Here is a 23,020-nt window from a genome sequence, read left to right on the forward strand (position 1 = left end):
CTCAGATGTCGTCGATCAGACCCGTGCTGTACGCGGTGGCCGCGAGGTGCTGCAGGCAGCGTGGTCCGCACCCGTCGTGCTCGGTCAGCACGAAACGGGCCTGCTGGAGCGAAGAGATGGGAGAATCGGCCACGCAGTCGGCATGTGCGGTGCGCCAGTGATGTTCGATATCGCCGGTGACGACCCGTGGCGGCGGGTCCGGCGCGGATGTGTCGGGCAGGGTGTGACGGTAGGGGCCGGCAATGGAGGCGATGACTGTATGAACACCGGGACGGGGAAGGTGATTCAGGAGCGGCGGCGGTTGCTCGGGCTGTCGCAGCCCGCGCTCGCCACCGCCATCGGGGTGAGTTCGCGGCAGATCACCCGGTATGAATCCGAGGAGCAGTCGCCGACCCTTCCGGTCGCGATCCGGTTGGCCGACGCGTTGCGCATCTCGCTGGCGGAACTGGCCGGGATCGTCGACAACCGGGTCGACCTGGCGGGCCGCTGGTGGGCAGCCTGGCAGAAGGCGGCGAAACACGGCGACGAGGTCGAGGTAGCGGAGGTGACGATCCGGCACGAAGGCGACCACCTGCTGCTCGACACCGCCGAAACCGCTGCGGCCGAGGACGATCCGGGGCCCGGCGTGCGTGGTGAGATGCGGGTATGGGACGGCGACGCGATCACCGGCTGGGTGCGTGGCATGGATGTCGCCTTCCCGGTCGGCACCATCTACTACTCGCTGCACCCCCAGGGCGCTCATGCGGTGGGCTCGTGGACGACGAAGTCCGGCCCCGACGGTGTGGTGCGCGGCTGGAGCGCGCTGGCCAGGGAGAAGTCCGACGCCGAGAAGCTCCTGCTGGAGATGTTGCGCGGCGACGGTGTCGTCGAATCGTGGCCGGGTGCCCGCTCGGACTGAATCCTGCGGCGGATGTCGGCGACGGTCGGACGGCCGGTGACGGTCTCGGCGGGCGGTAGTAACAGCAGGTACCGGGTGAGTGCCCCGAATCCCAAGAGGCCGACGGCAATCCACAGGTAGACGTCCATGCTTTCCCCTCCGAACGTGTCAGTGCTGCACGGGTGGCGCGGTATGGTTCTGGTGAAGCCGCCAGGGAAAAGTATGGTCACTGTCAAGACCTTTTGGACAGCAAAAATCGTCTACAAACGTCTACAGTTCTCTACGATGGCTGCATGTCCAGTCGGGGCGAGCAGGGGAGACTCGTAGGCGCGCGGTTGCGGCGGCTGCGGGAAGAAGCCGGATTGTCCTTGGCGGGGTTGGCCACCCGCGTTCCGTACAGCCGGGCCGCGCTCGGCCACTACGAAACCGGCACGCGTGCCGCGCCTTCCGAGGTGATCGACTGGTACGAGCGGGTGCACGCCCAGGCGGTGCCCGCCCTCCCCCGCGTGCGGCGCGATCCGCGTGCGGCCGACGCGGCACTCGCCACCGCCATCGCGCAGCGGACCGGCCGCCCCCTCATCGAGATCGGCCGCCCGCACCAGGGTGATTCGGGGTACTTCTGCCCGTTCCGGATCGACGGGTTGATCGAGGGTGAGGCGGCGGGCACCGATGCGACCACCGCGCTGCGTTCGGCGCTGCGGGCGATCGGCGACGAACTGGGGCGGGCCGGCAAGCGTTAGCCACGCACGGCGTCCACCGCTTCCGCGAGCAGGGCCAGGTACCGATCGGGATCCGGCACGGCCGCTTTGTCGGAATGCACGGAGAGCGTGATGGTTTCGCCGAGTCCGTGGATGCCGTGGGTCAGGTGCATGACGGTGCCGAGCGCCGGAAATCCGCCGGTGAACAGGACCGGTGCGCCCGCGAAGGTGAGGTCGGCGGCGCCACGGTTCACGCTGGAGACGACGGTGTTGCCGTCGATCGTCCGCGGGGGCGTGTCGAGGTCGGCGCGGGCGACGTCACGTACCGCGAACAGCGCGGGAACGGTTTCACCGACTTGATCCTGCACGGCGAGAAGCGGATTCAGTGCGCGTTCACGACGGGTTCGCAGTTCGTCGGCGATCAGTTCGGCACGGACGCGCAGGTCTGGTTCCTCGATGTGCAGGTCGATGGAAAGACCTCGGTAGTTGTTGTGCGCGTTGCTCGATGCGGGCACAGCCATCGGCAGCGCGGCACCGAGGCGTTCCGGTGCTCGACCGTGCTCGGTGAGGTAGGTGGTGAGTGCGCGCGAAATCGCCGTCAGCGCAAGCGCTGTCACTGTGACGTGCGCGCGGCGCAGCGCGTCCGCGGGGACGACGAGCATGCGGACCTGATGATCGAGCGCCGCGACGGGCCGCATCGTGTTGAGCGCACCGGGCGTGAAGCCGGTTGTGGGCGCGGGCACTTCGCCGGCGGCAGTGCGTTCAGCGAGTTCCCGTTGAGCACGGCCCGCCGCCAGACCACGGCGGAACGTCGCGATCAGCTGCTGGGGAAAACGTAGTACCCCAGGCACACTCGGATCCATCCATCCACAGAGTTGTCCCCAGTAATCCACAGGTCTCACCGGCGTTTTCACAGGATCTACTCGGTGTTTCACCGAGTTATCCACAGGCACATCGGGAAGCCTGTGGACAAACAGGGATCTGGTGAGTGCGGCCGCACGGGTGCCGTCGGCGAGAGCATGGGAGATCTGAACCACCGCCACCAGCGACGGCCCGGTCGACATCGGCGCATCACGGACACCACGAAAAACATGCAGCCGCCAGGGCCGTTCGGTGGCATCGACACCGGTACCCAGAAGTTCGCCGAGCCGGTCGAGCAGAGTGGGCCACGGCAGGCCGTCGGGCCGGTGGGCAATGAATTGCTGGGGAATGAATTCGGCCGGAATCCAGTGCGGATAGTCGAGGTCGCGCGCGGTCTCGCGCAACCGGCGGCACAGATCGGGAATGAGCGCTACGCGTTCGGCAACCGCGGCGCGCAGTTCCTCAGTAGGAGTGGAGGTTTCGGCGAAACAGTAGAGCAGGAACACATCATTGGCGGTGCGGCGCGACAGCCAGAACATCGTCGCGTCGCGCGGGGCCATTCTGGTCACCCGGCCACGATAGGCCACGCCGAGAGAAGGCCCCGAGTCCTATCGACCCGGGGCCCGAACTGCCCGGTTCAGGCGCATCGGCGGTTCAGCCGCGCGCGAACTGTCCTGCGGTGACGTCGGCGAGAAACGCTCGCCATGCTCCTGGTCCGAAGGCCAGCACGGGGCCACGCCCGTGATCCTTGGTGTCGCGGACCGCGATCTCGCCGCCGGTGAGAAAGGCGACTTCCACGCAGTTTCCATCGGGACCGCTGTAGGTGCTCTTGCGCCACACAGCGCCCGTCACATCAACCTCCACAGCACTTGCTCCTTTGCATCAGTGAGAACGGGATAACACCGCCGAATCGGTTCAGCATTTCCGATTTCCGGCGCGACCGACGAGTTACTTCGTGGCACCCACAGCACTGCCACCCGGAACGCGCAACCGATCGGCACGAACCAGCGCATGAGGCGTTTCCGCCTCCGGGGGCTGCCCCCGCGGAAGAAACACTAGCAGGTCTTCCGCAAGTTTGCGGATGAGAATTTGCTTTCTCATATCCGTTTGCCAAGCTTGCGAAGGTTTGCGTTTGCGGCGGCATTGCCAGGCCCTCTTACCCATTCCCCACGGGCTTGACACATGCGGATTTACTTCCATGTGATTGGTTCGTGATACGTCACATTCCTGCTCGCCTCACAGGCCACATCAGCACCATCCGAAGTGGACGTGGATCATGGGGGAATGATCTCCCGTGACCGCGACGCCGCAGGTCGTGCCCGTAACGACCGCCCACGCGACCGACTGGGCCGACCACTGCCGCCCGGCAGTGCCGGAGTCGCCCGAATTCCCGACGATCTCGAGTTGACCCCCCAGCAAACTCTGACCTTCGCCCAGCAACTGCTGGACGACGGATTGGCATTCAACGCACACGAGGTTTTGGAGGCGGCCTGGAAGAACGGGCCGGTTGCCGAGCGGATGCTCTGGCAGGGTCTTGCCCAATATGCCGTCGGCCTGACCCACATCCAGCGCGGCAACGCCAAGGGCGCGACTACGCTGCTGCGGCGCGCCTGCGAGCGGCTCGGCGCCTACCCGGCGAATGCCCAGCAGCACGATGTCGATCGTGCGGGCCTGATCTCCTACGCCGAACAGCTGCTCGACGCCGTCGAAGGCGGCGTCCAGCTCACCGACGAACAGCTGCGGCCGAGGCTGCGCCGCACGACCGACTAGGATCGGACAGGTGTCCAGTTCACCAGGTGCAGGCCGCTATGCCCCGAGCCCCTCGGGCGAGCTCCACCTGGGCAATCTGCGCACCGCCATCCTGGCCTGGCTCTACGCCCGCAGCACCGGGCGCGCGTTCCGGATGCGCATCGACGACCTCGACCGCGTCCGCCCGGGCGCGGCACAGCGCCAGCTCGACGACCTCGCCGCCATCGGACTCGACTGGGACGGCCCTGTCCTGCGGCAATCCGACCGGCTCGCGGTCTACGAGTCGACGATCGAGGAACTCACCGCGGCCGGGCGCACTTACGAATGTTTCTGCACCAGACGTGAAATCCAGCAGGCCGCCGCCGCACCGCACGGGCCGATGGGGGCCTACCCCGGCACCTGCCGCACCCTCACCGACGCACAGCGTGCCGCTCGCCGGGCCGAAGGCCGTTCGCCCGCAGTGCGATTGCGCGCCGACGTGACCGACTACGAGATCACCGACCTGCGCCACGGCCGCTACCGAGGCGCCGTCGACGATCTGGTGCTGCGCCGGGGTGACGGCATCCCCGCCTACAACCTCACCGTCGTGGTCGACGACGCCGCCCAGGGGGTGGATCAAGTGGTGCGCGGCGACGACCTGCTGCCGTCCACGCCCCGCCAGGCCTATCTCGCCGGCCTGCTCGGCCTGCCACGGCCCACCTACGCCCATGTTCCGTTGGTACTCAATACCGAAGGCAGAAGACTCGCCAAACGCGATGGGGCGGTGAGCCTTTCCGACCAGATCGCGCTCGGCAACACGCCCGGCGACGTGGTGGCGGCGATCGCCGATTCACTCGGATATGCCGCTCGCACAACGGCAGAGCTCCGCGCGGTTTTCGACCCGGCGCGCATCCCGGAGAAACCATGGATACTCGAGCCTATCGGGTTGTTCCAACCAGACCGATGTCCGTAACGTACGCAACGACCGATCTACTGATCACGACGAGGACGAATTTATGACCAGCGGTGGTTACGACCCCAATCAGTACCCGCAGGGCGGTCAGCCCGGCGGCTACGGCCAGGACCCCTACGGCCAGCAGCAGCCGGGATACGGACAGCAGCAGCAGCCTTACGGTCAGCCGACTCCCGGATACGGCCAGCCGGTGCCCGGTTACGGGCAGGCCGACCCCTACGGTCAGCAGCAGCCCGCCTACGGCCAGCAGCCGTACGGACAGCCGCAGCCCGGTTACGGTGCCGATCCGTACAACCAGCAGGGTTTCGGTGGCGCACAGGCAGGTGACCTCGGTACCCGCCTCGGCGCGAGGGTCATCGACGGTTTCATCATCGGTATTCCGCTGGGAATCCTGAACTTCGTCCTCGGTATGGCACTGATGGACAGCCCGTTCCTCGCAGGCATCATCCTGTGGGTGATCATGGGCATCGCTTACGTGGGCTACAACGTGGGCTTCGAAGTGACGCAGGGCACCACCCTCGGCAAGAAGCTGCTCGGCCTGCGGGTCGTCGCCCCCGGTGGCGCGCCGAAGCTCACCCCGGAGGCCTCGCTCAAGCGCAACATCTTCCTTGCGCCCCTGGCCATCTACTGCCTCGGTGGCCTGGTCACCACCGGCCTTTCCATCTACATCGCGGTCACCATCAACAACGACCCGAACAAGCAGGGCTGGCACGACAAGCTCGCGGGCGGAACCCAGGTCGTCAAGGGCTGATTCAGCTCCGACCTGCGAAAACACCAAGGGGCGCTTCCGGATTCCGGAAGCGCCCCTTGTGTTTGTCCGCGAAAGTCAGTAGGTGGACGAAGAATCCATCCCGCCGACCACGCCGAGGACCACCACGAAAACGATGTAGAGCAGCCAGAGCACCAGGGAGATGGCACCGATCCAGATGCCGGCCTGCGCCATCCCCTTGCCTTCACCCCCGCGTTCCTTGATCTGGTTGATCGCCATCACACCGAGAATGATGCCGACCACCGAACCGACACCGCAGCTGCACAGGCCGATCAGCGACGACACCAGGGCACCGATGGCGAGACCGTTCGTGCCCTGCGGCTGCGGGTACGCACCGTACGGGTTGTAGGCCCCGGCCGCCGGATACCCGCCGTACTGCGGCTGCTGCGGATACTGCGGCGCGGCAGGCTGCTGATAGTTCGGGTACTGCGGCTGCGACGGCGGCTGCTGCTGCGGGTATTGCGGCGCGGACTGCTGCGGATTGGACGGGTAGCTCGAAGGCTGCGACGGCGGGGCGGTCGGGTACTGCGGCACCGAACCCGGCGCGCCGGACTCCGGTGACACGCCGGAACCGCCGTACTGCTTCCACCACTCGTCGGAATCGCCGGGATTCGTCATTGCTACAGACTATGGCATGCGTGGTTGGAGCGCTGGCGCGCTCGAGCGGGGCCCTTCGGGCGCCTGAGGGAGGATGTAACCCGTGACTGATGCAAACTCGCTCGACAAACCCGCCGAATCTGGGCACCCCGCGCCGGAGCATGCGGCATTCGCCCAGGTAGCGCGGGGGTTCTATCCGGTAATCGTCGCCGTGTTCACCGCGACGCTGATCATTTCCAACATCTGCGCCACCAAGGGCGTGGAGTTCTTCTCCGGCAGTTCGGTAGTGCTCGGCCCGCTGCAGATCCTGCCGATCGCCACCGACGGCGCCTTTTTCCTGTTCCCCTTGGCCTACATCCTGGGTGACGTGCTCAGCGAGGTCTACGGCTTCCGCGCCACTCGCCACGCCATCTACACCGGTTTCGCGGCGCTGCTGCTCACCGTCGGCTGCTTCTTCGTCGCCGTCCGGCTGCCTGCCGCCGGTTTCTACGAGAACCAGGAAGCGTTCCGCACCGTCCTCGGTACCACCCCGCAGCTGGTGCTCGCCGGGCTCGCCGGATACTTCGTGGGCCAGTTGCTGAACTCGGCGACGCTGGTGTTCATCAAGGAACGCACCAAGGAGAAGCACCTGTGGGCCCGGCTGATCGGGTCGACCGTGGTCGGCGAGTTCGCCGACACCCTGATCTTCTGCTCGATCGCCGCCCCGGCGATCGGCATCGACACCTGGCAGTCGTTCGTCAACTTCGTGATCGTCGGCTTCATCTGGAAGACGGTGTGCGAGGTGCTCGTCCTCCCCATCACGTACCGCGTCATCGCGATCCTCAAGAAGAAGGAGCCGACCTACGCCCCGGCGAGGGTCGACGCCCTCCACGACTAGGCCGCACGCTGACAGCTGGGCACTTGATCACCACGCTCTGGTGGCGTTCGCCTCTCGGCCGATGCCGCCACCAGAGCGTGGTAATCGAACGACCAGGTCTACTCCCCCGGGGCTTTGATGCGGCCTTGCCACTGGCCGAGGAATTCCTTTTTGAACTCGTCGAAGTAGCCGCCTTCGATGCTCGCGCGGATCCGGTCGACCAGGCGGACGGTGAACCGCTCGTTGTGGATGGTGCACAGCGTCGCCGAGAGCATCTCCTTGGCCTTGAACAGGTGATGCAGGTAGGCGCGGGTGTAGTGCGCGCAGGTGTAGCAGTCGCAGTTCTCGTCGATGGGGGTGAAATCGCGGCGGAAGCGGCTGGTGTTGATGTTGAACCGGCCTTCGTCGACGTAGATCGCCGCATTGCGCGCCACTCGTGAGGGGTTCACGCAGTCGAAGGTGTCGGCGCCGTTCTCGATGGCGACGAACATGTCCTCGGGCTCGCTGATGCCGAGCATGTGCCTCGGCTTGGCCTCGGGCAGCTCGTCGCAGCACCAGCCGACGATGGTGCCGAGGTTGTGTTTCTCCAGCGCACCGCCGATGCCGTAGCCGTCGAATTCTGTTCCGCCACTGCCCCGGATCGATTCGAGTTCACGGCAGGCCTTGCGGCGCAGGTCTTCGTACTGCGCGCCCTGGATCACCGCGAACAGCGCCTGGTACGGCCGGTGCGTGCGGGCGGCGGTGAGCCGTTCGTGTTCGTCGATGCAGCGTTGCGCCCACTCGTGCGTGCGCTGCAGCGACTTCTCCTGGTAGCCACGGGTATTCATCAGGGTGGTGAGTTCGTCGAAGGCGAACATGATGTCGGCGCCGAGCTGGTGCTGGATACCCATCGACACCTCGGGGGTGAACCGGTGCTTCGAGCCGTCGAGGTGGGACCGGAAGGTGACGCCGTCGTCGTCGACGGTGGCGAGGCGCTCCTTGCCTGCCGCGATCACCTGATCGGAGCGCACCCCGACCGCCTCCATCGCGAGCACCTTCTTGAAGCCGACACCCAGCGACATCACCTGGAAGCCACCGCTGTCGGTGAAGGTCGGCCCGTCCCAGTTCATGAACTTACCGAGCCCACCCGCCTCGTCGACGATGTCGGACCCCGGCTGCAGATACAGGTGGTAGGCGTTGGCGAGCAGCGCCTGCGCCCCCAACTCCTTCATCGTCTCCGGCAGCACCGCCTTCACCGACGCCTTGGTCCCCACCGGAATGAAGGCGGGCGTCGCGATCTCCCCGTGCGGCGTGCCGATGACACCGGTACGCCCATGCCGGCCCCCGTCGAGACGGGTACCTACCGTGAAGGAGAATTCGCTGCTGTCGGCCACCCGCCCATGGTGCCAGCCACGCACATCCCGACCTCGAGGAGGGATCGCCGACGAAGTCGGCGGTCGGCGGCCGTCCCGACGATCAGGTGCCGTTGCGTAGGCGACGAAGGAGCAAGCAACGGTGCCTGATCGTCGGGACCGCAGGGGCCGCCGACTCGAGCGCGCCAGCGCTCAATTAGACACAGCCGCGAACTGGGCGTTGTAGAGGCGGTAGTAGGCGCCGCGTTCCTCGAGCAGGCGTTCGTGGTTGCCGTGTTCGACGATGCGGCCCTTCTCCATCACCACGATCAGGTCGGCGTCGCGAATCGTCGAAAGCCGGTGGGCGATGACGAAACTCGTGCGGTCGCGGCGCAGCGCGGCGGTGGCGTGCTGCACGAGCAGTTCGGTGCGGGTGTCGACCGAGCTGGTCGCCTCGTCGAGGATCAGGATCGACGGCTTGGCCAGGAACGCGCGGGCGATGGTGATGAGCTGCTTCTCACCGGCGCTCACCCCGCCGCCTTCCTCGTCGATCACCGTGTCGTAGCCGTCGGGCAGCGAGTGCACGAACCGGTCGACATAGGCGGCGCGGGCGGCGGCGATGATGTCGTGCTCCGAGGCGTTGGGATTGCCGTAGGCGATGTTCTCGCGGATGGTGCCCTGGAACAGCCAGGTGTCCTGCAACACCATGCCGATACGCGAACGCAGGTGATCGCGGGTGATGGTGGTGATGTCGACGTCGTCGATGGAGATGGTGCCCGCGTCGATCTCGTAGAAACGCATCAGCAGGTTCACCAGCGTGGTCTTGCCCGCACCGGTCGGGCCGACGATGGCGATCACATGGCCCGGGTCGGCCACCAGTGAAAGCCGTTCGATCACCGGGGTTTCCGGGTCGTAGCCGAAGGACACCGCGTCGAACTCTACCCGGCCGCGGTCGACCGGGCGCGAGTTCTCCACCAGCGGGTCGGGGCTCTGTTCCTCGGCGTCGAGGATCTCGAAGATCCGCTCGGCCGAGGCCACCCCGGACTGCAGCAGGTTGGCCATGGCGCCGATCTGGGTGAGCGGCTGGCTGAACTGGCGCGAGTACTGGATGAAGGCCTGCACCTCACCGAGCGAGAGATTGCCGGTGGCCACCCGCAGGCCGCCGACCAGCGCGATGAACACGAAGTTCACGTTTCCGAGGAACATGATCGCGGGCATGATCAGGCCGGAGATGAACTGCGCCTTGAAGCTGGCGTTGTAGAGCTTGTCGTTGCGCTCGTCGAACTCCCGGCCCACTTCGCGGCTGCGGCCGAACGCGGTGATGATCTCGTGGCCGGTATAGGCCTCTTCCACCGAGGAGTTCACCTCACCGGTGTATTTCCACTGGTTCACGAAGTGCGGCTTGGACAGTTTGGCGATCTGCGCGGTGACGACGATGGCCGCGGGCACCGTGAGCAGGGCGATCAGCGCCAGCAGCGGCGAGATCCAGAACATCATGATCAGGATGCCGACCACGGTGAACAGCGAGACGAGCAGCTGGCTCATGGTCTGCTGCAGGCTCTGGGAGACATTGTCGACGTCGTTGGTGACGCGGCTGAGCACGTCGCCGCGCGGTGCGGTGTCGAAGTAGCGCAGCGGTAGGCGGTGCAGCTTGTTCTCCACGTCGTCGCGCAGGCGTTTCACCGTGCGGTTGATGACGACATTGAGCAGATACCCCTGCAGCCAGCCGAACACCGCCGCGACCACGTAGAGCACGAGGACCAGCGTGAGCACCCGGCCGACAGCACCGAAATCGATACCGGTGCCGGGGATCACGTTCATGGCCGAGAGCATGTCGGCGCGGGTGTTCTCCCCGCGCTGACGCAGCATCTCGACGGTTTCGTCCTTGCTCAGCCCCGCCGGTAGTTGCTTGCCGACGAACCCGTCGAACACCAGGTTGGTCGCCTTGCCGAGCAACCACGGGCCGAGCGTGTTGAGCACCACCGAGGTGACGACGAGCGCGATGATGACCGCGACGGCGAACTTCTCCGGCGCGAGTCTGCGCAGCAGCCGCTTCAGCGACGGAACGAACGATTTCGGTTTCGTACCCGGGGCGCCGGGGACGGGTCCACCCGGCCTCATCGAGCCTCCTCCACACTGAGCTGGGACTCGACGATCCCGCGGTACTCCGGGCACCGCTGCATCAGCTCGTCATGGGTGCCGAGGCCTGCCATCGCGCCGTCCTCGAGGACGACGATCTGGTCGGCGTCGCGAATGGTCTGGATCCGCTGGGCCACGATGATCACCGACGCGTCGGCGGTCTCGGGTTTGAGCGCCGCGCGCAACCGGGCGTCGGTCGCCACGTCGAGCGCGGAGAACGAATCGTCGAACAGGTAGATGCGCGGCTTGCGCACCAGCGCGCGGGCGATGCACAGGCGCTGACGCTGACCGCCCGATACCGTCGTGCCGCCCTGGGCGACCGGGGTGTCGAGGCCCTGGGGCATCTCGCGCACGAAGTCGGCCGCCTGGGCCACCTCGAGCGCGTGCCAGAGCTCGTCGTCGGTGGCGTCGGGTTTGCCGTAGCGCAGATTGCTCGCGACGGTTCCGGAGAACAGGTACGCCTTCTGCGGCACCAATCCGATTCCGCCGCGCAGTGTTTCGAGGTCGAGGTGCCGTACGTCGGTGCCGCCCACGTACACCGCGCCGTCGGTGACATCGATCAGGCGCGGGATCAGATTGATCAGCGTGGTCTTGCCCGCACCGGTGGAACCGACCACGGCCGTTGTCGTTCCGGGCGCCACCTGGAAGCGGATGGCGCGCAGCACCGGCTTCTCCGCACCGGGGAAGGCGAATTCGGCGAACTGCAGGTCGACGGTCGCCGGATCGCCTGCGAAGGGCTGCGGCAGGCGCGGCGGGCGCACCGAGGACTCGGTCTCGAGCACCGCGCCGATCCGGTCGGCCGAGACCGCCGCGCGCGGGGCCATCATCGCCAGGAACGAGGCCATCATCACGGCCATCAGGATCTGCATGATGTAGGACAGCATCGCGGTGAGCGAGCCGATCTGCATGGTGCCGTCGTCGACGTGGTGCCCGCCGAACCAGATCACCCCGACGGCGGTGACATTGGAGATGAGCATGACGATCGGGAACATCAGCGCCATCAGCTTGCCCACGCGCAGCGAGGCATCGGTGAGCGAGGTGTTGGCCATCCCGAAGCGCCAGATCTCCTGACGTTCCCGCACGAACGCGCGGATCACCCGGATGCCGGTGATCTGCTCGCGCAGCACCCGGTTCACCCCGTCGATGCGTTCCTGCATCTGCCGGAAGCCGGGCACCATCTTCGCCACGACCAGGCCCATGCTCAGCGCCAGTGCGGGCACCGCGATGAGCAGCAGCCACGAGAGCCCGACGTCTTCGCGCACCGCCATGATGATGCCGCCGACGCACATGATCGGTGCCATCACCAGAATCGTCACCGACATCACGATGAGCAGCTGCACCTGCTGGATGTCGTTGGTGGAGCGGGTGATGAGCGAGGGTGCGCCGAACAGGCCGACCTCGCGCGCGGAGAACGTCTCGACCCGGTGCAGCACCGCGCCGCGCATGTCCCGGCCCGCGCCCATCGCCGCCTGCGCACCGAAGTACACCGAGGCCGACGAGGCGATGATCTGCACGCAGCTCACCGCGAGCATCCACAGTCCGGTGGTCCAGATGTAGCCGATATCGCCCCTGGTGATGCCGTTGTCGATGAGGTCGGCATTGAGGCTCGGCAGGTAGAGCATCGCGATGACCGAGACCAGCTGGAGCACGAGGACCCCGGCCAGCTGGGCGCGGTACGGGGCCGTGTAGGTCCGCAGCAGGGTGATCAACATGATGGACGCAGGCTACCGCGTGCGGCGAGGCCGCGTCCCCCGGTTATCCAGGCGTTTCACCAGGCCTGTGGATAAACCCGAGCCTGTGGACAGATCACGCGTCAGCGGGAGTACGTGGCTCGCGCCGGGCCCAGGCGCCAGGATCCGCGATCAGCTCATCCATGAAACCGGGCAGTCGGTCGGCGGCGATATCGGCGATCGACACGTTCTCGAGCACGGCCCGGATGTTCACCCGCAGCGCGATCCACACCCGCTGCAACGGCTCGGCCGCACCGGGGTAGCGCACGTCCTCGGGGCGCTGCCCGCGCACCGAGGCCAGCGGCGATTCCACGCCACGGATCACGTCGGCCACCGAGATCTCCTCGGCGGGCCTGCCGAGGCGGTACCCGCCGTCCGGTCCGCGCCTGCTGCGCACCAGTTCGGCGCGACGCAGCTCGGCGAGCACGGTCTCGAGTACCTTCGGCGGGATCTGCGCCGCGGCGGCGATGGCCTCGGCCTTCACGACCCCGTCGGCCGCGGCGAGCTCGAGCAACGTTCGCACCGCGTAATCGACCCTTGCGGTGATATGCACGGTCTCGAACCTACGCGGTCGCGCCGCCGGCCAGCACGGCGGTCGCCGCGTCGAGCAGCGTCTGCTCGACGAGCGCGTCGGTGGCTCCCGGCGCCAGTTCGGTCGACAGCAGCGCCACGCCGAGCACCTCGATGGCACCGGCCGCGCGCAGCATCGTCTCCGGCGTCGGATTCGGTCCGGACAACCAGGTCCGCAGCTCGCGAGTGGGTTCCATGAGATCCGGGTAGCGGTCGGCGATGGCGTTGACGATGGCGGCGGTGTCGCGCACGCACAGCGCGCCCGCGTCGCGGTGGCGGATCATGCCGCGCAGATAGGTGCGCAGGACGGCGCGGATGCCCTCGCTGTCGTAGGGGACGGCGTCGATATCGGTGACGATGTCGCGCATGTGATCGATGATCGGGTCGATGATCGCCAGCAGCAGATCGAGCTTCGACGCGTAGTGGTAGTACAGCGACGCCTTTGTGATTCCCACCATATCGGCGACTTCGCGCAGGCTCGTCTGTTCGAAGCCTTTCGCGGCGAACAGCCGGAGCGCGGCATCACGAATCGCCTGTTTAGTGCCTCCACCTGCGGTAACGGTGTCGGCGGTGTCCCGGGCAGCCATGTGGCAATCCTCCCATGAATCGGTTGTGATCTATCCGGCGCCCATAAAATTGAGGTTGCCCCTCCGCTTACGCCGTCGGTAGTCTACCTACCGCACGGTAGACAAATCATTCGCGATGTGGAGGCGGGGACACGTGTCCGTATACCTGTACCGATGGGGAAAGTTCGCTTTCCGCCGTAAATGGATAGTGTTGCCGGTCTGGCTACTGCTGTTCGTGCTGCTCGGCGGGCTCGGCGCCACCCTCAGCAAGCCGATGAGCAACGACTTCAGCATGCCCGAGCTGCCCTCGGCTCGCGCCAACGAAATCCTCGACAAGCACTTCCCCGGCATGTCCGAACAGTTCAAGTTCGACGCCGTGGCAGGCACCTACGTGATCGCCGCGCCGGCAGGCCAGCAGCTCACCGACCCGGCCAACCGTGCCGCGATCGACGCGTTCATCGGCAAGCTCGGTGAACTGCCGATCGTCGACAAGACCAAGCCGCTGGCCGACCCGATCGAGATGACCGACAAGATGGGCTGCCTGAGCAACCCTGACCCGTCGACCTGCTCGGGTGCCCCGCTCAACGTGCTCAACGAGTCCGCACCCAAGACCGTCGCCACGCTCACCGTGCCGTTCACCATCAAGAACGTCACCGACGTGACCGACGCCGAGCGCGACGCCGCCTTCGAGGTCGGCGCCGACGCCCGCAACGCGGGCCTGACCGTCGAGCTCAGCGGTTCCATCGCGATGAAGCAGGAACAGCCGAGCGGCAAGTCCGAGCTGATCGGTATGGCCGTCGCCCTGATCGTCATGGTGATCGCCTTCGGCGCCATCGTCGCCGCGGTCGTCCCGATCGTCACCGCCATCGTCGGCCTCGGTGCCGCGACCTCGACGATCATGCTCGGCACCTCCTTCATGGAAGTGCCCGGCTTCACCACCTTCCTGGCCTCGATGATCGGTATCGCGCTGTCGATCGACTACGCGCTGTTCATCGTCTCGCGCTACAAACACGAACTGTCGGTGCGTGATTCGGCCGAGGAAGCCGCCGGTACCGCGCTCGGCACCGCCGGTTCGGCCGTGGTGTTCGCCGGTCTCACCGTCATCATCGCGCTGGGCGCGCTGAGCATCGTCGGCGTGGAGTTCCTGACCTTCATGGGTCTCGGTGGCGCCATCGCCGCCGCGTTCGCGGTGCTCACCGCCGTCACCCTGATGCCCGCGCTGATGGGCGCCTTCGGCAAGTCGCTGTTCAAGCCGAAGCTGCCGCTGGTGGCCCAGCACGATCCCGAGGACGAAAACTCGGTCACCAACGGCCAGCGTTTCGCCCGCCTGATCGGCAAGGCACCGTGGGTCGCCCTGATCCTGTCGGTGGTCGTGCTCGGTGCGCTCGCCGCACCCGCCGCGGGCCTGAACCTCGGCCTGCCCGGCGAGGACAGCCTGCCCAAGACCTCGACCGTGCGTAAGGCCTACGACCTGCGCACCGAGGGCTTCGGTGAGGGCAGCAACGGTGTGCTCATGGTCGTCGCCGACCTGAGCGCCACGCCCGAGGGTCAGCGTGAGGCGGCGCTCGGCGCGCTGCGCGACAAGCTCGCCTCCTACGAGGGCATGGACTACGTCACCGAGCCGCAGTGGAGCGAGGACAAGCAGGGCGCCATGCTCAACGGCGTCCCGGTCTCCGGTCCGAACAACCAGGAAACCAAGGATCTGGTGCAGTCGGCGCGCGGCGCCGAGGCCGAGCTGCAGGCGCAGTACGGCATGCAGTACGGCATCACCGGTACCACCGCGATCTACGCCGATGTCGACCACGCGCTGCTCAGCAAGATCGTGCCGTACCTGGCGATCGTCGCCGGTGCCGCGTTCATCCTGCTGATCCTGGTGTTCCGCTCGATCCTGGTTCCGCTCACCGCGGCCCTCGGGTTCCTGCTGTCGATGGCGGCCACCTTCGGCGCCACCGTGCTGATCTTCCAGGAGGGCACCTTCGGGCTGATCGAGGACCCACAGCCGCTGGTCAGCTTCCTGCCGATCATGTTGATCGGCTTGGTGTTCGGTCTCGCGATGGACTACCAGGTGTTCCTGGTGACCCGCATGCGTGAGGAATTCGTGCACGGCCGTTCGCCGAAGGACGCCATGGTCGCCGGTTACCACCACGGCGCCCGCGTGGTCACCTCGGCCGCGATCATCATGATCTCGGTGTTCGGCTCCTTCATCATGGAAACCGACGTCACCGCGAAGTCGTTCGGTTTCGCGCTGGCCGCCGGTGTCGCCATCGACGCCTTCGTGGTCCGCATGGTGATCGTGCCCGCGCTGCTGGTGATCATGGGCAAGTGGGCCTGGTGGATGCCGAAGTGGCTCGACCGCATCGTTCCCGATATCGACGTCGAGGGCGCCAAGCTCGAGCAGCTGCGCAACTCGGGTACCGAGACGGTGAAGCACCCGGTCGCCGTCGGCTGACCATAGGTTCACCACACGACCCCGCGATCCGCCCCATGGATCGCGGGGTCGTCGCATGTGCGGGCCCGGTTGCTTGATATCGCGGTATCGCGGCACCAGACTCAGGACTAGTTCGACCCGGCTCTACTCCACGCTCTGCATCGAATCACCGAGGAGAAACCCGTGTCCGTCTATCTGTACCGGTGGGGAAAGCTGGCCTTTCGCCGCAAATGGATCGTGCTCCCCGTCTGGTTACTCTGCTTCATGGTGCTCGGCGGACTCGGTGCCCAGCTGCAGAAACCGATGACCGACGACTTCAGCATGCCGAACCTGCCGTCGGAGCGAGCGACCGAAATCCTCGACAAGCACTTCCCCGGTATGTCGGAGGCGTTCGCGTTCGACGCGGTCACCGGCACCTACGTCGTCGGCGCGCCCGCCGGCCAGAAGCTCACCGACCCGCCCAATCGCCAGGCCGTCGCGGCGATGATCGAACGGCTCGAGCAGTTGCCGATCGTCGATCACACCGAACCGATCATCGACCCGATCACGGCCACCGAGGAGATGGGTTGCCTTACCGCGCAACCTGATCCGTCCACCTGCAGTGGCGCGCCGCTCAATGTGCTGAACGAATCGTCGCCCGACACCGTCGCCTACTTCAGCGTGCCGTTCACCATCAAAGAGTTCGCCGACGTGAAACCCGAGGACCGCGAGGCCGCCTACGCCGTCGGCGACGACGCCCGCGCCGCCGGGCTCACGGTGGAGATGAGCGGCAGCCTGCCCATGGAGCAGGAGATGCCGAGCGGCAAGTCCGAGATGATCGGTATGGCCGTCGCGCTGGTGGTGATGATCGTGGCGTTCGGCGCGATCGTCGCGGCCTTCGTGCCGATCATCACCGCCGTCGTCGGCCTCGGCGCCGCGACCTCGCTGATCTTCCTGTCCACCACGGTGCTCGAGATCCCGAGCTTCACGACGTTCCTGGCCTCGATGATCGGTATCGCGCTGTCGATCGACTACGCGCTGTTCATCGTCTCCCGCTACAAACACGAACTGACCGTGCAGGATTCGGCCGAGGAAGCCGCCGGTACCGCGCTCGGCACGGCGGGCTCGGCGGTGGTGTTCGCCGGTCTCACCGTCATCATCGCGCTGGCCGGGCTGGCCATCGTCGGCGTCCGGTTCCTGACGTTCATGGGTCTCGGTGGTGCGGTGGCGGCCGCGTTCGCCGTGCTCACCGCGATCACCCTCATGCCCGCGCTGCTCGGTGCGTTCGGCAAGGCGCTGTTCAAGCCGAAGCTGCCGCTCATCGCCCAGCACGATCCCGAGGACGACAGCGTCGTCACCAACGGCACCCGCGTCGCCCGGGTGATCGCCAAGTTCCCCGCGGTGACGATGATCCTGGCCATCGTGGTGCTCGGTCTGCTCGCCGCGCCCGCGCTGAACCTGAACCTCGGTCTGCCCGGCGAGGACAGCCTGCCCAAGTCGACCACCGTGCGTAAGGCCTACGACCTGCGCACCGAGGGTTTCGGCGAGGGCAGCAACGGTGTGTTGCAGGTGGCCGTCGACCTGGCCGACACGCCCGCCGATCAGCGGCCCGCCGCGTTGAACGCGTTGCGCGACAAGCTCATGTCCTATCCCGACATGGATCTGGTCACCGAACCGCAGATGAGCGCCGACGGTGCGGGCGCCCTCATCAACGGTATTCCCAAGGCCGGTCCCAACGATCAGTCGACCAAGGATCTGGTGCAGTCGGCCCGCGATGCCGAGGCCGCGTTGCACGAGCAGTACCAGATGTCGTACGGCATCACGGGAACCACCGCGATCTACGCCGATATCGACCACGTGTTGCTGAGCAAGATCGTGCCGTACATGGCGATCGTCGCGGGCGCCGCGTTCATCCTGCTGATCCTGGTGTTCCGCTCGATCCTGGTCCCGCTCACGGCCGCGCTCGGATTCCTGTTGTCGATGGCGGCGACGTTCGGTGCGACGGTGCTGGTCTTCCAGGAGGGCAAGCTCGGGCTGATCTCGGACCCGCATCCGCTTGTGAGCTTCCTGCCGATCATGTTGATCGGCTTGGTATTCGGGCTCGCGATGGACTACCAGGTGTTCCTGGTGACCCGCATGCGCGAGGAGTACGTGCACGGCGCCGAGCCGACCGAGGCGGTGGTGAAGGGTTATCACCACGGCGCGCGCGTGGTCACCTCGGCGGCGATCATCATGATCTCGGTGTTCGGTTCGTTCCTGCTCGAATCCGATGTCACCGCGAAGTCGATGGGCTTCGCACTGGCGGCGGGTGTCGCGCTCGACGCGTTCGTCGTGCGCATGGTGCTCATCCCCGCTCTGCTTGTGCTGCTGGGCAAATGGGCGTGGTGGATGCCCGCCTGGCTGGACAAGATCGTTCCGGATATCGACGTGGAAGGTTCCAAGCTGCGCGAGATCCACCGCAACGACCGCGAGATGGCGGCTGCGGAACTGTGAGACCCGGGCCGGGCACTCGTTCGGGTGCCCGGCCTACTTGCTCGGCTGCGGAACCTCGCATTCGGTGACCCGCGGGTTCAGCCCGATGTAGTTCCCCGGTCCCGCCGCCGCCGTGACGGCGATCGTCGCCCAATCCGAGCACTCCCTCGGGAGTTTCGAGAAATAGTGCCGCTGACCTGCGGCGAGCAGCCCTACGGCCACCCACCCGAGCACGATCAGAACCAAGAGCTTCCCCCCGAGCCCGATCCCGGACTTCGCGGGTGGCGGCACACGCCCGCGCATAATCATCGTTCCTTCCCGGATTTCGGTGTAACTCAGTCTATTACGCGAGTACTACACCGCAGGTCGGACGCAGGTGAATAGCCGTCGACAGCTCTCGATCAGCGCGTTGTGGGTTTCGCGGGTTCGCGACGGGCGGCGGCGGGTGGGCACACACCGTGCCTGATGGCGTTCGCGGCGTGAATGCCGAGTGCGAATTCCTTCAATTTCTTCCACATGAATCCATGGTCGCGAGCCGCGAAGGCCACGAGAAGTGGCGTAGATGACGACTATCGCTAAGATTCAGACATGGGTTCGAGCGTGTCGGTTCTGGCCTACGACGGGATGACGGCGTTCGAGGCCGGCATCGTCATCGAGGTGTTCGGCCTCGTGTGGCCCGACATTGATCAGCCCTGGTACGAGCTGAAGATCTGCACCGAAACCTCCGACCCCATCCGGGTGATCGGCGGCGCGACCATGAGCAGCCCCTACGGTCTCGCCGACTTCGCCGCCGCCGACACCGTGGTGGTGCCGAGCGTCGCCGACCCGCGCGCCGCCACCTCACCGGAGCTGATCGAGGCACTGCGGCAGGCACATCGCAACGGGGCACGCATCGTGTCGATCTGCTCGGGGGCTTTCGCACTCGCGGCGGCCGGACTGTTGGACGGTCGCCGGGCCACCACGCACTGGCGATACGCCGACCTGCTGCGCGAGCGGTATCCCGCCGTGGTCGTCGACGCCGAACCGCTCTACACCGACGACGGCGACATCCTCACCAGCGCGGGCTGCGCGGCGGGCCTCGACCTGGCGCTGCACCTGGTGCGCACCGACATGGGCGCGTCCGTCGCGAACGCGGTCGCCCGCAGGCTGGTGATCCAGCCGCACCGCACCGGCGGCCAGGCACAGTACATCGAGTCCCCGATGCCGCCCGCACCCCTCGACGACCCGGTCGGCCGCAGCCTTGCCTGGGCCGCCGAACACATCCACGAGCCGATCGGCGTCGCCGACCTCGCCCGGGTCGCGGGCCTGTCCCAGCGCACCTACCTGCGTCATTTCGTTCGATCCACCGGCACCACCCCGAGCAAATGGCTCACCACTCAACGCATCCAGGCCGCCCTCGCGATGCTCGAAACCAGCGATGCCCCGGTGGAGGAGATCGCCACGGCCGTCGGCTTCGCCACCGCGGTCACCTTCCGCCACCACTTCGCGAAGGCCCTGCACACCTCCCCCTCGGCGTATCGCAACACCTTCCGAACCGAGCAAAGCAAAAGCCCCTCACCTGCCTGAACAGGTAAGGGGCTTGCTGGCGGTGGCGGAGGGATTTGAACCCTCGGACGGGGGTTACCCGTCACACGCTTTCGAGGCGTGCTCCTTAGGCCGCTCGGACACGCCACCGCCGACTACGGTACCGGATAGGGGGCTCGATCACTAAATCGGCTGGTCAGCGCTGGTTGCGGAAGAAGGTGTCGAGGAGGGCGACGCACTCGGATTCGAGGATTCCGGCGCGCACCTGAGGGCGGTGGTTCAGGCGGCGGTCGCGGACCACGTCCCACAGGGAACCGACGGCCCCGGTCTTGGGTTCCCATGCGCCGAAGATCACCTTCTCCACGCGGGCGAGCACCAGCGCACCCGCGCACATCGTGCACGGTTCCAAGGTGACGGCGAGAGTCGCGCCCTCGAGCCGCCAGCCGTCGCCGTGGACAGCGGCGGCCTTTCGCAGGGCGAGGACTTCCGCGTGGGCGGTCGGGTCGCCGAGGGCTTCGCGCGCGTTGGCCGCGCGGGCCAACTCACGGCCGTGTGCATCGAAGACGACGGCGCCGACCGGCACATCGCGCGGGTCGGCGTCAGCGGCGGCCGCGAGGGCGGCGCGCAGCATGTCCTCGTCGGTCACTTGTGCAGTTTGTCCAGCACCGCCGCGTATTCGTCGGCGAAACCGAGGCGTTCGGCGATCAGTTTAAGCTGTTCGTCCGGGTAGAGGTCGGTGTCGGCGAGGATCACGCTGAGTACCGGTTCGGGCAGGCCGAGGTCGGCGAGTACGCCGAGGTCACCCTCTTCCCATGGTTCGATGTCGTCGAGCTCGTCGGGGTCGATGTCGGGGATCTCGACATTGAGTGCGTCGAGGACGTCGGCGGCGATGTCGTAGTCGATCGCGGCGGTCGCGTCGGAGACGAGCAGCCGGGTGCCGCTCGGCGCGGGCCGCAGCACGATGAAGAACTCGTCGTCGACGTCGAGCAGCCCGAACACCGCACCGGAGCTGCGCAATGCCTTCAATTCGGTCTCGGCGGTGGAGAGGTCGACGAGGGCGTCGTGGCTGAGGGGACTGCACCGCCACGTACCTTCTTCGCGGACCACCGCCACGGCGAACCCTTCGACGTCGAAGTCGTCATCCGACGTCGCCCTGTTCGTGCCCGAGCGCTGTGCTGCCATGGACCAAACGGTAGTCTGTCCCGCCCGCAATGATGAACTCGTGTGCCAATCTGTTCCCGTGAGTATCGACGAGCGTGGCGCCGTATGTGTCCTCGGAACGGGTCTGATCGGCGGCTCCGTGCTGCGCGCGGCGGTGGACGCCGGGTACGAGGCCTTCGGGTACAACCGGTCGGCCGACGGCGCGCAGGCCGCCCGCCTCGACGGTTTCGACGTGTCGGGTGACCTGCCCGAGGTGCTGGGCCGGGCCGCTGCCGTCGACGCGCTCGTGGTGCTCGCGGTGCCGATGCCCGCCGTCGCGCCGGTGCTCGCGGAGGTCGCCGCCTATGCGCCGGAATGTGCGCTGACCGATGTGGTCAGCGTGAAGGGGCCGGTGGCCGACGCGGTGCGCAAGCAGGGGCTCGAGGCGCGGTATGTGGGCGGTCACCCGATGGCCGGTACGTCTGAATCAGGCTGGGCGGCAACCGATCCCGAGCTGTTCCGCGGCGCGGTGTGGGCTGTGGGCGTGGATGAGGGCACCCGGGTGGAGCCGTGGTCGCGGGTGGTTCGGCTGGCTTTGGACTGCGGTTCCGTCGTGGTTCCGGTCGTCGCCGAGGAACACGACCAGGCCGTCGCGCGGATCTCGCATCTGCCGCATGTGCTGGCCGAGGCATTGGCCGCGGCCGGAGCGGGCGGGGGTGAGCTGGCGCTCGGGTTGGCGGCCGGTTCATTCCGCGACGGGACCCGGGTAGCCGGTACCGCGCCCGACCTGGTTCGCGCGATCTGTGAACCGAATGCCGGGGCATTGGAACTGGTGCTCGACGAAACCATCGAGGCGCTGATCGCCGCGCGTGACGCTCTTCGCGCCGACGGCACGCTCGGCGAGGTTGTCGAGGCGGGTTACCGGGGGCGGTCGGCGTACGACAGCCGGGCGCAATGGGAGATCACGGGGGTGACGCCCGGCGCCGACGGCTGGCTCGACGTGCTGCGGCGTGCTGGTCAGCGCGGTGGGGTGCTGCGGGCGCTGTAGTCGGTCGCGACCGTTCCGGCCGCCGTGCCCGGTCGATCAGGGCATCGGGCGGTCGGCGCCGACAGGTGGCCGCCTGCGAGGGCGGCCGGTGCCGCGGTTCAGACCCGCTCGGCCAGCCCCGGATAGTCGAGGACGAACCCCTCCGGATCCACCTTCAATGTGGCGCTCGAAACCGGGGAGAGCACGTTGATGCCGTCGGCGGCACTCGAATAGGTGAGTTCGGCCTCCTGCACCAGCAGGTCGGGCAGACGCACGTAGACGACCGGCACCTGCACGTCGCCGACGGCGTTCTGCAGGCAGAACCGGCGGATCGGCAGGGTGTTGAAGAACGGGCTGAGCACCACGTCCACATCGAGGGCGCCGGCGAAGGTCGAGCGCACGTGGGTGCCGCCCGCGTCGACGAGCCAGTAGTTCTCCTCGTCCCGCGACACCGAGGCGTGGCGTTCACCGGCGGCGGTCGTGGTGCGCAGCGACAAACGCCTGGTCGCGCCCGCTTCGTCGGTGACCAGATCGTAGGAGGCGCTGAACGCCGGGTGCTCGTTGCCTGCGCTGCCGATCATCCGGCCCGCGGCCCTGATCCGGTTGCCGTTCACCGTCACCCGGACCGATTCCATCCGGGAGTTGTCGTGGGCTCGCCAGGTGAGCACCGCCGGCCACCGAGAGGCCGGTCTGTTCTCGGTGGGGCCTGCGGCCGGGCCCGGGGCTGGGGTCGTCACCTCTCTACGGTAAGCGAC

The 23,020-nt window shown here is 67.0% G+C and carries 23 protein-coding genes and 1 tRNA gene; 10 read left to right on the forward strand and 14 right to left on the reverse strand.

Annotated elements, in window-relative coordinates; genetic code table 11:
• Nucleotide 1: 1 nt before the first annotated feature.
• Entirely contained in the window at nucleotides 2-133 is a 132-nt protein-coding gene (locus tag HYG95_RS24965; protein ID WP_255284036.1) for a hypothetical protein, read from the reverse strand.
• A gap of 126 nt (nucleotides 134-259) precedes the next feature.
• On the opposite strand from HYG95_RS24965, the gene HYG95_RS21395 reads away from it, so the two are divergent.
• Complete coding sequence (locus tag HYG95_RS21395; protein WP_166655806.1) at nucleotides 260-898, forward strand: helix-turn-helix domain-containing protein; 639 nt, start codon at nucleotides 260-262, stop codon at nucleotides 896-898.
• Between the two features lie 272 nt (nucleotides 899-1,170).
• Nucleotides 1,171-1,617, forward strand: a complete 447-nt coding sequence (locus HYG95_RS21400) for a helix-turn-helix transcriptional regulator (protein WP_181700442.1) — start codon at nucleotides 1,171-1,173, stop codon at nucleotides 1,615-1,617.
• Here the strand turns inward: HYG95_RS21400 and HYG95_RS21405 are convergent.
• Nucleotides 1,614-3,005, reverse strand: coding sequence for a WS/DGAT domain-containing protein (locus HYG95_RS21405; RefSeq protein ID WP_181700444.1), 1,392 nt, complete (start codon nucleotides 3,003-3,005; stop codon nucleotides 1,614-1,616). The genes HYG95_RS21400 and HYG95_RS21405 overlap by 4 nt on opposite strands.
• Before the next feature lie 85 nt (nucleotides 3,006-3,090).
• Nucleotides 3,091-3,300 (reverse strand): DUF397 domain-containing protein, encoded by a 210-nt coding sequence (locus HYG95_RS21410; RefSeq protein ID WP_067494664.1) that lies wholly within the window; start codon nucleotides 3,298-3,300, stop codon nucleotides 3,091-3,093.
• A 420-nt stretch (nucleotides 3,301-3,720) separates the two neighbouring features.
• Between HYG95_RS21410 and HYG95_RS21415 the strand changes: the two genes are divergently transcribed.
• From HYG95_RS21415 to HYG95_RS25060, 3 genes are read left to right on the forward strand one after another with little or no spacing between them, the layout of a single operon-like run.
• Nucleotides 3,721-4,206: a DUF309 domain-containing protein gene (locus HYG95_RS21415; RefSeq protein ID WP_181700446.1), complete on the forward strand. Its 486-nt coding sequence runs from the start codon at nucleotides 3,721-3,723 to the stop codon at nucleotides 4,204-4,206.
• 10 nt (nucleotides 4,207-4,216) lie between these two features.
• The gene (gluQRS, locus tag HYG95_RS21420; protein ID WP_370465872.1) at nucleotides 4,217-5,137 is read left to right on the forward strand and encodes a tRNA glutamyl-Q(34) synthetase GluQRS; all 921 of its coding nucleotides are present in this window, start codon (nucleotides 4,217-4,219) and stop codon (nucleotides 5,135-5,137) included.
• A 43-nt stretch (nucleotides 5,138-5,180) separates the two neighbouring features.
• Complete coding sequence (locus HYG95_RS25060) at nucleotides 5,181-5,888, forward strand: RDD family protein (protein ID WP_181700448.1); 708 nt, start codon at nucleotides 5,181-5,183, stop codon at nucleotides 5,886-5,888.
• A 75-nt stretch (nucleotides 5,889-5,963) separates the two neighbouring features.
• Here HYG95_RS25060 and HYG95_RS21430 read toward each other — a convergent pair whose 3' ends face one another.
• Nucleotides 5,964-6,524, reverse strand: a complete 561-nt coding sequence (locus tag HYG95_RS21430; protein WP_181700450.1) for a DUF4190 domain-containing protein — start codon at nucleotides 6,522-6,524, stop codon at nucleotides 5,964-5,966.
• An 82-nt stretch (nucleotides 6,525-6,606) separates the two neighbouring features.
• On the opposite strand from HYG95_RS21430, the gene HYG95_RS21435 reads away from it, so the two are divergent.
• The gene (locus tag HYG95_RS21435) at nucleotides 6,607-7,380 is read left to right on the forward strand and encodes a queuosine precursor transporter (RefSeq protein ID WP_181700451.1); all 774 of its coding nucleotides are present in this window, start codon (nucleotides 6,607-6,609) and stop codon (nucleotides 7,378-7,380) included.
• 98 nt (nucleotides 7,381-7,478) lie between these two features.
• Here HYG95_RS21435 and tgt read toward each other — a convergent pair whose 3' ends face one another.
• The 5 genes from tgt to HYG95_RS21460 form a co-directional block, all read right to left on the reverse strand.
• Nucleotides 7,479-8,732 carry a tRNA guanosine(34) transglycosylase Tgt gene (gene tgt, locus HYG95_RS21440; protein ID WP_181700453.1) on the reverse strand — a complete coding sequence of 418 codons (1,254 nt, stop codon included), beginning with the start codon at nucleotides 8,730-8,732 and terminating at the stop codon, nucleotides 7,479-7,481.
• A gap of 171 nt (nucleotides 8,733-8,903) precedes the next feature.
• Entirely contained in the window at nucleotides 8,904-10,811 is a 1,908-nt protein-coding gene (locus HYG95_RS21445; protein ID WP_181700454.1) for an ABC transporter ATP-binding protein, read from the reverse strand.
• On the reverse strand, nucleotides 10,808-12,541 hold the full coding sequence (locus tag HYG95_RS21450) for an ABC transporter ATP-binding protein (RefSeq protein WP_181700456.1): 1,734 nt from the start codon (nucleotides 12,539-12,541) through the stop codon (nucleotides 10,808-10,810). Before HYG95_RS21450 ends, HYG95_RS21445 begins: the two co-directional genes overlap by 4 nt.
• A gap of 94 nt (nucleotides 12,542-12,635) precedes the next feature.
• Nucleotides 12,636-13,112: an Rrf2 family transcriptional regulator gene (locus HYG95_RS21455; protein ID WP_181700457.1), complete on the reverse strand. Its 477-nt coding sequence runs from the start codon at nucleotides 13,110-13,112 to the stop codon at nucleotides 12,636-12,638.
• Between the two features lie 10 nt (nucleotides 13,113-13,122).
• Entirely contained in the window at nucleotides 13,123-13,716 is a 594-nt protein-coding gene (locus HYG95_RS21460) for a TetR/AcrR family transcriptional regulator (protein WP_181700459.1), read from the reverse strand.
• A gap of 133 nt (nucleotides 13,717-13,849) precedes the next feature.
• On the opposite strand from HYG95_RS21460, the gene HYG95_RS21465 reads away from it, so the two are divergent.
• The gene (locus tag HYG95_RS21465) at nucleotides 13,850-16,144 is read left to right on the forward strand and encodes an MMPL family transporter (protein WP_181700460.1); all 2,295 of its coding nucleotides are present in this window, start codon (nucleotides 13,850-13,852) and stop codon (nucleotides 16,142-16,144) included.
• A 162-nt stretch (nucleotides 16,145-16,306) separates the two neighbouring features.
• On the forward strand, nucleotides 16,307-18,595 hold the full coding sequence (locus tag HYG95_RS21470) for an MMPL family transporter (protein WP_181700462.1): 2,289 nt from the start codon (nucleotides 16,307-16,309) through the stop codon (nucleotides 18,593-18,595).
• 33 nt (nucleotides 18,596-18,628) lie between these two features.
• On the opposite strand, the gene HYG95_RS21475 is transcribed toward HYG95_RS21470, so the two are convergent.
• Nucleotides 18,629-18,877, reverse strand: a complete 249-nt coding sequence (locus tag HYG95_RS21475) for a hypothetical protein (RefSeq protein WP_067494949.1) — start codon at nucleotides 18,875-18,877, stop codon at nucleotides 18,629-18,631.
• Between the two features lie 285 nt (nucleotides 18,878-19,162).
• Between HYG95_RS21475 and HYG95_RS21480 the strand changes: the two genes are divergently transcribed.
• Nucleotides 19,163-20,140 carry a GlxA family transcriptional regulator gene (locus HYG95_RS21480; RefSeq protein ID WP_181700463.1) on the forward strand — a complete coding sequence of 326 codons (978 nt, stop codon included), beginning with the start codon at nucleotides 19,163-19,165 and terminating at the stop codon, nucleotides 20,138-20,140.
• Between the two features lie 17 nt (nucleotides 20,141-20,157).
• Here the strand turns inward: HYG95_RS21480 and HYG95_RS21485 are convergent.
• The 3 genes from HYG95_RS21485 to HYG95_RS21495 form a co-directional block, all read right to left on the reverse strand.
• Nucleotides 20,158-20,248: transfer RNA gene (locus tag HYG95_RS21485), tRNA-Ser, on the reverse strand.
• Between the two features lie 46 nt (nucleotides 20,249-20,294).
• On the reverse strand, nucleotides 20,295-20,729 hold the full coding sequence (locus tag HYG95_RS21490) for a nucleoside deaminase (RefSeq protein WP_181700479.1): 435 nt from the start codon (nucleotides 20,727-20,729) through the stop codon (nucleotides 20,295-20,297).
• Between the two features lie 11 nt (nucleotides 20,730-20,740).
• The gene (locus tag HYG95_RS21495; protein ID WP_181700465.1) at nucleotides 20,741-21,280 is read right to left on the reverse strand and encodes a tRNA adenosine deaminase-associated protein; all 540 of its coding nucleotides are present in this window, start codon (nucleotides 21,278-21,280) and stop codon (nucleotides 20,741-20,743) included.
• A gap of 40 nt (nucleotides 21,281-21,320) precedes the next feature.
• Between HYG95_RS21495 and HYG95_RS21500 the strand changes: the two genes are divergently transcribed.
• On the forward strand, nucleotides 21,321-22,286 hold the full coding sequence (locus HYG95_RS21500) for a prephenate dehydrogenase (RefSeq protein WP_370465874.1): 966 nt from the start codon (nucleotides 21,321-21,323) through the stop codon (nucleotides 22,284-22,286).
• 98 nt (nucleotides 22,287-22,384) lie between these two features.
• Here the strand turns inward: HYG95_RS21500 and HYG95_RS21505 are convergent, their stop codons facing one another.
• On the reverse strand, nucleotides 22,385-23,002 hold the full coding sequence (locus HYG95_RS21505; protein ID WP_181700468.1) for a putative glycolipid-binding domain-containing protein: 618 nt from the start codon (nucleotides 23,000-23,002) through the stop codon (nucleotides 22,385-22,387).
• Nucleotides 23,003-23,020 lie beyond the last annotated feature (18 nt).

The sequence above is a fragment of the Nocardia sp. GTS18 genome, from assembly GCF_013839555.1.
GTDB lineage: Bacteria > Actinomycetota > Actinomycetes > Mycobacteriales > Mycobacteriaceae > Nocardia > Nocardia rosealba.